Source organism: Flavobacterium sp. B114r (genome assembly GCF_056824125.1).
On sequence record NZ_CP124858.1, the window covers coordinates 5,787,084 to 5,800,157 of the forward strand.

Below are 13,074 nucleotides of genomic sequence, written 5' to 3' on the forward strand. Positions count from 1 at the left end.
ATCTGTAGCAAAAAAATAGGTAAATCATAAAAACTCAAATATGAGCAAAGAAATAAAAGACAAGAAATCTAAAAAGAAAGATTCAAAGTTTGTCAAGAAAATAAAACAGCACATGTACAAATGGCATCGTACGATTGGTTTAATTACCATCGTTCCTGTTATTTTCTGGACACTATCAGGTTTGATGCATCCGTTTATGGCGCATTTTTTTAAACCTGAAATTGCACACGAAAAACTCGAAGCACAGATAGTCGATAAAACTCAATTGAAGTTTTCGATTCAGGAAGTTTTACAGAAAAATGAACTCACGCAATTCAAAAATTTCAGAATCGTTACCTTCAATAATAAAACCTATTATCAGCTGAAAACTATAATTGGCGAATTATGGTATTTTGATGCATCTACAGCTGAAAAACTTGAAAACGGAGATCAAAAATATGCCGAGTGGCTTTCGCGTTATTTCCTCGATGACCAAAAAAGTCCTTTAAAAAACAGTGAAGTTGTAACGGAATTTACTTCGCAATACAAATATGTAAACCGTTATTTACCGGTTTACAAACTCAGTTTTGATCGCCCTGACAATATGCAGGTTTATGTAGAAACATCATCAAGTAAATTGGCAACTTATAACCCGACTTCAAGACAGGCTTTTATCTGGTTTTTTGACACGTTTCATAATTGGTCGTTTATCGATGCAATATCAAACAATAGTATCCGAATTATTACAATGATTTTCTTATTATCTATCATTGGATTTTCTGCCTTAAGCGGAATTTTAATCTATGGTTTATTATGGAAACAATTCAAAAAAACAGATAGTTTACAACCTAAAAAAGGTCTTAGAAAATACCATCGCCAAATTGGAATTTGGATTTCACTATTTACTCTGACATTTGCTTTTAGTGGAGCGTATCACGCCACAACAAAATGGAATCCATATACTTTATCGCAAATGATTTACGAACCTACATTTGTAACTAAAGAAATTCCGGTTGCGAACAACGATCTTGATTTAGACTGGAGTCGTTTTCAAAATGTGAGTATTATTACGCTAAACGACACGACCTATTATCGCTGCCAATTGCTTGAAAAGCAAAAATTCAAATCATCTAAATTAGATTCGAATTCAAAATGGAATAAAAAAGATGATCCAAAATCTGAGGTAGTCTATATTAATGCTTCAACCAATAAAGTTGCACCAAATCTGGACTTTCAATATGCGGAGTTTTTAGCTTATTATTTTACAGATGGCGCTCCAAAAGCTGCCTGTTGCGAAATGGACCAAACTTCAGATGAACCTCATGTATCTTTGGAAAATTCAAAACTATTAGATTCTAAACTCTTAACTGATTTTAATAGTCGCGAATATGGCTTTGTCAACAAAAGATTACCCGTGATAAAATTAGCTTATGACACTCCCGAAAAAACAACTTATTATATTGAAACTTCAACTTCAAGATTGGCTGCCGTAGTTAAAAATTCGGATATGGTCGAAGGCTATTCTTTTGCAATTCTACACAAATTCTTATTTATGGATTGGGCAGGAAAAAACATTCGGGATCTAACAATGGTTTTAGCCGCCTTAACTATTTTGATTGTAAGTATTTTGGGGTTTATTTTATTCCTGAAGAAATAAAATAAATCTCGTAAAGTCCAAAGTTTTATTGTTTCACGCAGATTTAAAAAGATTTAAGCGGATGCTCGCAGATTTATATAATTCTAAATCAAAATAAAATCTGCCTAAATCCGCAGAATCTGCGTGAAATAATCCTTTGAATCTTTCTAATCTTTAGTCTTAAATATACAATTTGCCACTTCGCTCCCACTAACTATCGGGATTGCGATATTAAATCTACAATTATTACCAGCGTGTCAAGCAAAAGTTTTTTCTTAACAACTTATCGAGGATTTTCCTCAAAATATCTCGCTTCAATTCGTTTAATATCTTTTATCGAATTCTTGGCCCACGCCAAACGTTTTTCCAGAATTTCATCGTCTGATAAATGCCAGTCGATATCTGATTTTTGTAATCTGTTTGTTAAGTTCTGAATGATAATAGCCGCGGAAACAGAAATATTTAAACTCTCTGTAAAACCAACCATTGGAATTTTAAGAAAACCATCTGCTTTTTCTAATATTTCTTCTGACAATCCGTCTCTTTCTGTTCCAAAAAATAAAGCACTTGGTTTTGTAATATCAAAATCTTCCAAGAGACAATCATTTTCATGAGGTGTAGTCGCAATTATTTGATAACCCTGATCTTTTAAAGTTGAGATACAATTGGTAACTGAATCGAACTGATTAATGTCTACCCATTTTTGGGCGCCCATTGCGATTTCTTTATCGATTTTTTTTCCGTAACGCTGCTCGATTACATTTAGCTCCTGAATTCCAAAAACCTCACAACTACGCATAACAGCACTTGTATTGTGCATCTGAAAAACATCTTCTACAACAACTGTAAAATGCTTGGTACGGCTGCCAAGTACTTTTAAGAATCTTTCTTTGCGGTTATCAGTCAGTATATTTTCAAGGAAAGCGAGGTAATCTAAATCAATCATTATATTCGTGTTTGCCGCAAAAATACGTTATATACAAATAATTGGTATTGCTTTACTTTGATTTTTTATCGAAAACAGCATCTAAAACATCATGCAAAATGGCTTCTCCAAATGTTTTCTCTTTTTTTTGATCTGGATAAATTGGTTCTCTTTCCTGATTACTCATTTGTCTTCTAAGTAATAAATTGGTATTTGTAAAAGAATAATATTTCTGGGATTCAATTTTAATGGGATTAAAACCAGGTTTAGGATTGTAAATAGAAAACTGAACAGGAGAATTTATATATTTTTGATAATCTACAGAATAATCATCATACTTTGAAAATTGAAAATTTGCAATAGTGTTGTTGTTGCTAAATGAAATGCTTTCATTAGTTTTAACTTGAGCGAATAAAAAACCTGTTGCAAAAAAGATCAGCAATAAAAATAACTTTTTCATTGGATAAAAATAAGATAAAAAGTAAGAAAAAGACCTAATTACGAAGTAATAAATTCATTATCCCATTTTTTATACAAAGCAATAAGCTTTTTAAAATCAATTTGTAAATCTTCATCTTTATATGAATCGCCTGTAAAAATGGCATTGTCATTTTTCGAATGTTTCTTTAGACGTTCATACATTTTATCAAGTTCAGTTGCACCATAATCAACCTTAATATAGGATATGAATTTTTCGATAACATTTTTCATTCCTTCGTTATAATTAAGTCTTACAACATTTTGATCTATGTCGTAAAAGTCCAGAAAACCTTGAAAATATTTCTCTAAAACCAGCACTCTGTATTGCTGAAAACTAATTTCATTAATTTCTACAGCTGTTATTCCAAAAACATCCGAAGGCAATAAATTGGGAATCATGTGCATTCCTGCCATTTTTTGATGTGATTTTAAAACCTCTATTGGATTTCTGTAAAGTAAAGCAAAAGGTGTTTCAGGGAAAATTGATCTTAGATAATCGACATTAAAAATATGCCAGGCATCGAGTTTTATAATTAAATGTTGCTGTTCCGGAAATCTTTTTTGACCCAATAATTTTATTACTGACTTTATTAGCAGTGTTTTTTCATCCCAACTAAAATGATCACTTCTTAAAATTTGATCAATAATTGGCGCTTCTGAAATCATAATATTTTCAGAAGAAGTTGCCAAAGATTGACTCAACATCGTAGAACCACATCGGGAAACGTGAAAAACCAACGATTTTAATTCGACCGAAATTAATTCATTAGACCAATCTCTAAGGTTTTCTAAAATGCTAACTGCTTTAAATGGTTTTGAATTGTAAGTATGGCTCTTGCACTTTGCAATCGTTTCATCAAAAAACGGATCGTCATATTTTAGGTCTGCCAGATACAGCCATTCAAAATAAATCTCGTTATCTTTTTCGATTAACTTAATCGGGATCCAGTTTAAAAGCGGATGATTTATATTTTCCATTTGATGATTTTATTTTGATTGTAGATCTGCAATAATTTTAGCCCCGGCTTCTGATGGATTTCTGGAAAGTTCTGCAATTATTTGTTGCTTTACTACATATGAATATTCATTTTTACCCGAAGACGCATTTATATCAAAACCCATTTCCGTAAATAATTGATCTGACCAATCGTTTCTTATACAGTCTAGTGTAAAATGAATGCGCGGTTCTGAACTCCTGTTTTCTACACTATGCAGAAGCTGAAAATTGGCATACCAGCACTCGCCCATTTTCATTGGAACACGCTTTTTATCTACATAAAAAAATACATTATCGTTGGTTATAATAGGTATATGAATTCTAAAAAAACCGTCTTCATAAGATGTATCATTATCCATATGCTCTTTAATTTCGCTTTGAGGATCTAATCGAAGTAATCTGACAGCTTCCTTTTCGCATTGAAACCAATCCATAATTTCTTTAAAATAATGGCAGCGATCCAGCAAATTGGTATTATAATATGCTTTGTTTGGGAAAGACGTAATATCATTTATTAAACCGGATTGTGATCTAAGAGAAACACTTGTCCATTTTCCCTCGTATCGATTAGTATTAAAATGCGGTGTCCATAAATCATTTTCGCAGATCACAAGATCTTCTTGCAATTTATCTATTGAAAAAGAAATGGGAAGTTGACTTGAAGAGGCATTCATATACTAAAGGATTTAATTATTTAAAACTAAGATAAATTACTAATGATAAAACTATAAAGTCTATTAGTAGAAAAAATTTCCGTTTCGACATCTGTTTTTAAAACTAAATCTGCATTTGATGGAATCTCAAAAACATCGCTTATTCCTGTAAAATGGCTAATTTTATTAGGGTCATTATCTGGCAACAAAGCTTGCTTATACAATCCTTTTGGATCTCGTTTAATCAGGTTACTTATGGAACAATCTAAATATACGGTTCTCACAAACTCATAGGTTCTTAACTCATTGCGCAGACTTTCATAAGGATTAATCACCGACATTAAAACGATGGTATCTTCTCTAACAAAGTTTTGCGCTACATTAAACAAACGTCTGATATTTTCGCATCTGTCTTCTCTGGAAAATCCTAAGTCCCTGCAAATCGTTTTACGATAAACATCTCCATCAACGATTTCGACTTTATAACTTTTATCTAATAATAAATGCCGAACATTTTGAGCTAATGTTGTTTTACCAGCACCTGATAATCCCGTAAACTGTATTAGAATCATTGAAAGTTTTATTTTGCTTTACTCGATAATAAAAATAAACATTTTGTAAGACTCTTACAACAAGTATAATTACGCTTTTATTATCTGCAAAAAATCAAAAGTTAAAATGTGCCTTTAGATACATAATATTTATAATCACTAGATTTTTGATATTCGCAGGCGTGCCGCGGATACACAACAAAACGATAACTATTGGGTACGTACGGCACGCTAAACCCATTCCATTTTTTATTTTTACGATAATTAGTGCCTAACAGAACAAAGTATAGTGTTTCATTCTTTTATTCCCTATTTTTATCTTTTTAATGGAATAAAATGAAAAAGAAATTGGTTGTTTTAACCGGAGCCGGTATAAGTGCCGAGAGTGGCATAAAAACATTTCGCGACAGTGATGGTTTATGGGAAGGTCATGATGTAATGGAAGTGGCAACTCCTGAGGGTTGGCATAAAAACCAAGAATTGGTTTTGGACTTTTACAACAAAAGGAGACAACAGCTCAAAGAAGTAAAACCTAATTTAGGACATCAAATTTTAGCCGAATTAGAGCGCGATTTTGATGTTCATATTATAACCCAAAATGTTGATGATTTGCACGAACGTGCCGGAAGTACAAAAGTTTTGCATTTGCACGGAGAATTACTAAAAGTAAGAAGTACGCAAAATCGGGATTTAATCCTTGATTGGAACGATGATTTATACACTGGTGATCTTGATGAAAACGACCATCAGTTGCGACCTCATATTGTTTGGTTTGGTGAAGATGTTCCTGCGCTTGAAGAAGCAATCGAAATTACCGAAACCGCTGATTATTTTGCCGTAATTGGTACTTCTTTGCAAGTATATCCGGCAGCGGGTTTAATTTCGTACACTTATAGCATTACACCCGTTTTCTATATTGACCCCAAACCTATTGCAATCCCAAACATTCAGAATAAAGTCGAAGTTATTGCAAAACCTGCATCTGAAGGCGTTGCTATTTTAAGAGAAAAACTATTAGAAATCGAAAAAACAATATGATATTCCAAAGCTGGTTACAGGAATTATCCCAGTATAATTTACTTAGTTTATTTATTTTCTTTTTGATTGAAAATTTAGTTTTGATACTGCTTTCCATTGTTTTAGCAAAAGCAATTGAATATGATAATACAAAATTGAACAAAACAGATCGTAAATGGGTACTCTCAACTTTAATTTGCAATGCGCTGATAACGTTATTGGGATTTGAATTATATCGCTATGAAATTCTCAAAATAGATTTTTCACCCTCTCTTTTATCAATAATTACAGATACTTTATTGCTCATTGTAGTAATGGATTTTTTTATGTTTGTTTTCCATTTTTTGGCCCATTATCTAAAATGGTTTTATCCCATTCATAAACTGCATCATACTCATGTCGAAACAAGTGTCTATAGTTTGTACGTTCTTCATCCTATAGAAACTTTAGGATTTGGGATTATCTGGTTATTTTCGATTACAATATTCGACTTCAACTACCTAAGCATCACAATTTATCTCATTTTAAATCTGTTGTACGGGATCTTTGGACATTTAAAAAAAGACGTTTTTCCTGATATTTGGTACAATAATCATTTTACCAAATGGATATCAACAACAAAATTTCACTCTAATCATCATAAAAACGAATCTCACAATTATGGTTTTTATTTTACCATATGGGATAAAATCTTCAAAACGATTATTTAATTTACAAGTTCTGCCATAATAACGCTTCGGTAATTTTCAGAAGTTTTAACAATAGCTTATATTTGTGCCTTTCGAAAAACAACATAACAATGACTACTTTAAACGAATTGAATGCTATATCACCAATTGACGGACGATATAGAAGTAAGACCCTTTCATTAGCACCATTTTTCTCTGAAGAAGCTCTAATCAAATACCGTGTATTAGTTGAAATTGAATACTTTATTGCCTTGTGCGAAGTACCTTTGCCACAACTAGCAGACGTAAACCCAAATTTATTTGACAGTTTACGTGACATCTATAAAAATTTCTCTACTGAAGATGCTCTTTGGATAAAAGAAACGGAGAAGGTAACCAACCACGACGTAAAAGCGGTTGAATACTTTATCAAAGATGCTTTTGAAAAACTAGGCTTATCTCAACACAAAGAGTTCATTCACTTCGGATTAACTTCTCAGGACATTAACAATACTGCGATTCCTCTTTCGACAAAAGATGCTTTTGAGCAAGTTTATTTGCCTTCATTAATTTCTTTAATTTCTAAATTAAAAGAATTAAGTGTAGAATGGAAAGATATTCCAATGCTAGCACGTACGCACGGACAACCGGCTTCTCCTACTCGTTTAGGCAAAGAAATTTTGGTTTTTGTAGAACGTCTTGAAGAGCAGATGCGTTTATTGTTCAATATTCCGTTTGCGGCTAAATTTGGCGGAGCAACAGGAAACTACAATGCACATCACGTAGCTTATCCACAAATTGACTGGAAAAAATTTGGTAATAAATTTGTTGAAACAGATCTTGGTTTACACCATTCTTTCCCAACAACACAAATTGAACATTATGATCATTTTGCTGCATTTTTTGATGCTTTAAAAAGAATCAACACTATCGTTATCGATTTAGATAGAGATATCTGGACGTATGTTTCAATGGACTATTTTAAACAAAGAATCAAAGCGGGAGAAATTGGATCTTCGGCAATGCCTCATAAAGTGAATCCTATTGATTTTGAAAACTCAGAAGGAAACTTAGGAATTGCAAATGCTATTTTTGAACATTTAGCAGCAAAATTGCCTGTTTCAAGATTACAGCGTGATTTAACAGATAGTACTGTTTTACGTAATATTGGTGTACCAATTGGTCATACCATTATTGCTTTTGAAGCTTCGCTAAAAGGTTTAAACAAATTGCTCTTGAACGAAGCTAAGTTTGCCGAAGATTTAGAGAAAAACTGGGCTGTTGTAGCCGAAGCAATTCAGACAATTTTACGTCGTGAAGCCTATCCAAATCCTTATGAAGCTTTAAAAGGTTTAACAAGAACTAACGAAGCTATTGATAAAAAAGCAATTCATAATTTTATTGCAACTTTAGAGGTTTCTGACTCAGTTAGAGCTGAATTGATGGCAATTACACCTAGCAATTATGTAGGAATTTAAAGAAAACTAAAAATATTTTCTCAAAAAAAGCTATCTTTATCGAGATAGCTTTTTTTTATTTAATACCGGGAATTTAGCCCAGATTGCAATGAAAAGCCTTTTGCGAAAAAAGCCCTGTTTTTTTGCAGGTACAGAGCGACCAACGGAAGCTCCTAGAACTGCTTAAAAAATAAGCGTTTTGAGTAAAAGTTTGAAATGGAAAGCTGGATTAGCTCCTTAATATAAAATACCACTTTATGATCGCCTTAAGCGCCGCTGCAGAAACTACACACCATTTACAACCACTTATTAGCGACTTGGGATTAATCCTGATGACCGCCGGAATTGCTGTTTTGATATTTAAAAAAATGAAACAGCCTTTGGTTCTAGGCTATTTGATTGCCGGATTTCTAGCCGGAAATCATTTCGATTTTTTCCCCTCGATAACTGACATGAAAAGTGTTGAAGTCTGGGCTGAAATTGGGGTTATCTTTTTATTATTTAGTCTGGGGCTCGAATTTAGTTTTAAGAAACTGATGAAAGTTGGAGGTACATCCTCTATTACTGCCATAACACAAATTTTGTCCATGACCCTTATTGGCTATTGCGTTGGGCAATGGATGGGCTGGGGAAAAATGGATAGTATTTTTCTTGGGGCAACACTCTCGATTTCTTCTACAACCATTATCATTCGTGCATTTGACGAATTGGGAGTAAAAGGAAAAAAGTTTGTGGGTATTGTATTTGGCGCTTTAATCGTCGAAGATATTGTTGCGATCTTAATGTTAGTTTTACTATCAACAATTGCAGTAAGCGATCAGGTTTCAGGAACTGAGCTATTACAATCCGTTTTAAAATTAGTTTTCTTTTTAATTATCTGGTTCTTAGGCGGAATTTTTATTATACCTACAATCCTGAAAAAAGCAAAACATCTTTTGACAGATGAAATGCTGCTGATTATATCATTGGCCCTTTGTTTAATGATGGTTATGTTTGCCGCTAATGTAGGCTTCTCTCCTGCTCTTGGTGCTTTTATCATGGGATCTATTATTGCAGAAACAACCCAGGCAGAAAAAATAGAACACTTGATTCAGCCTGTAAAAGATCTGTTTGGTGCTGTTTTCTTTGTATCAGTCGGAATGTTAATCAATCCGGAAACACTGATAACTTATGCGCTGCCAGTGGCACTTATTACGCTTATTACTATTTTCGGAAAAGCCATCAGTTCATCAATAGGCGCTTTATTATCTGGACAACCTCTTAAACAATCCGTGCAAACCGGAATGAGTTTGGCTCAAATTGGTGAGTTCTCCTTTATTATTGCAACATTAGGTATGACACTTAAAGTTACCAGCGATTTTTTATATCCAATAATCGTTGCGGTATCTGCCATTACAACATTTACAACCCCTTTTTTAATTAAATATTCAGATCCTTTTTCCGGATATCTGGAAAGAAAACTACCTAAAAAATGGATTAAAAATATTAACAGATATAGTGTCAATGCACAAGCGATTAAATCTGTAAGTACCTGGCAGATCGTACTTCGCGCTTCTATTACACAAATCATATTGCATACTATAATTATTACCGCTATTATTTTATTGTCGGCTAAATTTGTCGCTCCGTTAGTAGCTGACACACGATTTGGAAATACTTTGGCCGCATTGATAACCTTAGTTGTAATTGCACCGTTTTTATGGGCACTTTCGTTACGACGTGTAAAAGTAAATGAAGTGGAAACTTTATGGGAAGAACGAAAATACCGTGGCGCTCTTTTGATGCTTATTTTAATAAGAATGAGCCTTGGTTTATTTTTTGTTGGTTTCTTGCTTAATATTTTCTTCTCACCTTTAGTCGCTTTTGTTGCCTTAATAATTGCTATTGGGGCTTATCAATTGTTTCCTAAAAAATTGAATGAACAATATCATAAAATTGAGAATCACTTTTTAAAGAACCTTAACGATCGTGAAAATAAAAAAATCGACAGAAGATATGCCAATTTAATGCCTTGGGATGGTCACATGTCTATTTTTGATATTGGAAAAGAATCTAATCTGGCCGGTAAAACGTTACAGGAATTACGCATCCGAGAAAATATGGGAATTAACATTGCTTTTATCAGGCGTGGTGAAATCACAATCCCAATTCCGACTAAAAATGAACGTTTGTTTCCGGGTGATGAAATTTGTGTTATTGGTACCGATGAGCAAATCGCACAGTTTACCAATTATTTGCAGAATGAGGTAGAAGCTACCAAAAACCACGAAGAAACAGAAATTGTATTACGTCAATTAGAGATTTCTAATGAAGATTTTATTCAAAAAAGTATTGGTCAATTTAGAGAAAAAACCGGTGGACTTGTTGTTGGAATTGAAAGAAACGGTAATCGAATTTTAAATCCGGAATCTCATATAATCCTGGAAAAAAATGATATAATCTGGGTTGTTGGAGATAAAAAACGAATGAATGATTTAATGAAAGATAGCGTACACGTAGCCTTATAACATTTATCTATAAAGTTACTAAGGCGCTAAGTTTCTAAGGTACTCATTTTTATAAAAACTTTTTAAACCCTCGAAACTTAGCGCCTCAGCAACTTAGAAACTTATTTATTAGGTTGCGGTGTCATTCGCAAATAAGGTTTTATAGGTGTATGTCCTTTTGGGAATTTTGCAGCAATATCACTATCAGGAACAGCAGGTGTAATTACTACATCTTCTCCGTCTTTCCAATTTGCAGGAGTTGCTACACTGTAATTCGCCGTTAACTGCAAGCTATCAATAACACGAAGTAATTCGTCAAAATTTCTTCCTGTTGAAGCCGGATAAGTCAATGTTAATTTGATCTTTTTATCAGGACCAATTACAAAAACAGAACGTACCGTAAATTTCTCACTTGCATTAGGATGCAGCATATCATATAAAGTGGCTATCTTTTTATCTTCGTCAGCAATTATCGGAAAATTAACTACTGTATTTTGTGTTTCGTTGATGTCTTTAATCCATTCTTTGTGCGACTCTAAACCATCGACGCTTAAAGCTATAACCTTTGTATTTCTTTTTTTGAATTCCGGAACATAATTCGCAACTGTTCCTAATTCAGTTGTACAAACAGGAGTAAAATCTGCAGGATGCGAAAATAAAACACCCCAGGAATCTCCTAACCACTCATGAAAATTTATAGGACCTTCGGTTGTTTCTGCATGAAAATCCGGAGCAATATCTCCTAATCTTAATGTTGACATAATTATATTTTTTTAGTTCATCTAAAATTAGTCAAAAAAAGGACAAGGAAAACATCAAATTTTTAAAAATAAGTTAAAATTCTATTTTTTCTATCGAGTTACTGTTTTAGGTAAATAAAGCGCATTTGAAAACATGAAACTACAGATATTACCAACGAAATTTCAGTTTTGAAACTAATCATTACGATGACATTTACTGCAGTTAGTCTTTGTTTGAGATTAAAAATATAATTAATTTTTCTTCTTCTGAATGTTCGGTAAAAAGTAACATAAAATACCAATTAATGGCAAATAGGAACTTATCCCAAACACATATTCAATACTGGTTTTATCTGCAACATATCCTAAAATAGCAGATCCCAAACCTCCCATTCCGAAAGCAAATCCAAAGAACAAACCTGAAATCATTCCCACTTTTCCCGGTTTTAATTCCTGAGCAAAAACTAAAATTGCTGAAAATGCCGAGGCAATAATAATTCCAATAACAACAGCTAATATGCCAGTCCAGAATAAATTAGCATATGGTAAAAGTAACGTAAACGGAGCGGCTCCCAGAATAGAAAACCAAATAATATATTTTCTACCAAAATGATCTCCTAACGGACCACCTATTAAAGTTCCTGCTGCTACCGAAGCCAGAAAAATGAATAAATACAGTTGAGAGTCCTGCACTGACATAGAAAATTTACTCATTAAATAAAAAGTAAAATAACTTGACATACTGGCCATATAAAAGAATTTTGAGAATATCAGAAATAATAAAACGATTATAGAAATGGTAATTTTTCTATTGGACAGAGGAACGATTTCTTCTTCTAAACTTACTTTTTTAGAAGCTCTTAAAGCCATATGATCCTGATACCAAACTGCAATTCTGGATAAAATTAGAATTCCCAAAAAGCCTGCAATAACAAACCAAATCACATACGATTGTCCGTGTGGCGCCACTATTAATGCAACCAATAATGGTCCTATAGCACTTCCTGCATTTCCGCCTAATTGAAAAATTGATTGTGCCAAACCTCTTTTTCCTCCTGAACCTAAAAAAGCAACGCGAGAAGCTTCCGGATGAAATATAGAAGATCCTATACCTACAAAAGCTACAGAAACTAAGATCATCCAAAAAGAACTGGCAATCGATAATAATCCCAATCCAACAATGGTAAAAAGCATTGAGATAACAAGTGAATATGGCTTTGGTTTTTTATCTGTATAAAAACCTATAAAAGGCTGTAGTAATGAAGCTGTAAGCTGAAAAACAAATGTAATTAATCCGATTTGGGTAAAAGTCAGGTTAAAGTTTTCTTTTAAAATTGGATAGGCTGCCGGAATTACTGCCTGCATTAAATCATTTAAAAGATGCGCAAATGCAATCGAGAATAAAACGGAATAAACTGTTTTTTGAACTAAAACACCACTATCAATCGTGGTCTTTTGTGTAGATGAATTCATATTTGTAGTGAG

The 13,074-nt window shown here is 33.2% G+C and carries 12 protein-coding genes; 5 read left to right on the forward strand and 7 right to left on the reverse strand.

Annotated elements, in window-relative coordinates; all coding sequences use genetic code 11:
- The first annotated feature begins 40 nt into the window (after positions 1–40).
- Positions 41–1,636, forward strand: a complete 1,596-nt coding sequence (locus QLQ94_RS24070) for a PepSY domain-containing protein (RefSeq protein WP_482498744.1) — start codon at positions 41–43, stop codon at positions 1,634–1,636.
- Between the two features lie 262 nt (positions 1,637–1,898).
- Here the strand turns inward: QLQ94_RS24070 and QLQ94_RS24075 are convergent, their stop codons facing one another.
- The 5 genes from QLQ94_RS24075 to cysC are packed head-to-tail and all read right to left on the reverse strand — an operon-like array spanning position 1,899 to position 5,242.
- The gene (locus QLQ94_RS24075) at positions 1,899–2,561 is read right to left on the reverse strand and encodes a TrmH family RNA methyltransferase (protein WP_271334426.1); all 663 of its coding nucleotides are present in this window, start codon (positions 2,559–2,561) and stop codon (positions 1,899–1,901) included.
- A 52-nt stretch (positions 2,562–2,613) separates the two neighbouring features.
- Positions 2,614–3,000: a hypothetical protein gene (locus QLQ94_RS24080; protein WP_271334427.1), complete on the reverse strand. Its 387-nt coding sequence runs from the start codon at positions 2,998–3,000 to the stop codon at positions 2,614–2,616.
- Positions 3,001–3,038: 38 nt separating this feature from the next.
- The gene (locus QLQ94_RS24085) at positions 3,039–3,998 is read right to left on the reverse strand and encodes a sulfotransferase family protein (protein WP_271334428.1); all 960 of its coding nucleotides are present in this window, start codon (positions 3,996–3,998) and stop codon (positions 3,039–3,041) included.
- Between the two features lie 9 nt (positions 3,999–4,007).
- Complete coding sequence (locus QLQ94_RS24090; RefSeq protein WP_271334429.1) at positions 4,008–4,691, reverse strand: aspartyl/asparaginyl beta-hydroxylase domain-containing protein; 684 nt, start codon at positions 4,689–4,691, stop codon at positions 4,008–4,010.
- A 26-nt stretch (positions 4,692–4,717) separates the two neighbouring features.
- Entirely contained in the window at positions 4,718–5,242 is a 525-nt protein-coding gene (gene cysC, locus QLQ94_RS24095; protein WP_271334430.1) for an adenylyl-sulfate kinase, read from the reverse strand.
- Positions 5,243–5,557: 315 nt separating this feature from the next.
- Here cysC and QLQ94_RS24100 point away from each other — a divergent pair, with 315 nt between their 5' ends.
- From QLQ94_RS24100 to QLQ94_RS24115, 4 genes are all read left to right on the forward strand, one after another.
- Positions 5,558–6,259, forward strand: a complete 702-nt coding sequence (locus QLQ94_RS24100) for an SIR2 family NAD-dependent protein deacylase (protein ID WP_271334431.1) — start codon at positions 5,558–5,560, stop codon at positions 6,257–6,259.
- Between the two features lie 80 nt (positions 6,260–6,339).
- Positions 6,340–6,948: a sterol desaturase family protein gene (locus QLQ94_RS24105; protein WP_482498746.1), complete on the forward strand. Its 609-nt coding sequence runs from the start codon at positions 6,340–6,342 to the stop codon at positions 6,946–6,948.
- A gap of 89 nt (positions 6,949–7,037) precedes the next feature.
- On the forward strand, positions 7,038–8,384 hold the full coding sequence (gene purB / locus QLQ94_RS24110; RefSeq protein WP_271334433.1) for an adenylosuccinate lyase: 1,347 nt from the start codon (positions 7,038–7,040) through the stop codon (positions 8,382–8,384).
- Between the two features lie 236 nt (positions 8,385–8,620).
- Positions 8,621–10,870 (forward strand): cation:proton antiporter, encoded by a 2,250-nt coding sequence (locus tag QLQ94_RS24115; protein WP_271334434.1) that lies wholly within the window; start codon positions 8,621–8,623, stop codon positions 10,868–10,870.
- A 101-nt stretch (positions 10,871–10,971) separates the two neighbouring features.
- Here QLQ94_RS24115 and QLQ94_RS24120 read toward each other — a convergent pair whose 3' ends face one another.
- Entirely contained in the window at positions 10,972–11,610 is a 639-nt protein-coding gene (locus tag QLQ94_RS24120) for a peroxiredoxin (RefSeq protein ID WP_271334435.1), read from the reverse strand.
- 231 nt (positions 11,611–11,841) lie between these two features.
- Positions 11,842–13,062 (reverse strand): MFS transporter, encoded by a 1,221-nt coding sequence (locus tag QLQ94_RS24125; protein WP_271334436.1) that lies wholly within the window; start codon positions 13,060–13,062, stop codon positions 11,842–11,844.
- Between the last annotated feature and the right edge of the window lie 12 nt (positions 13,063–13,074).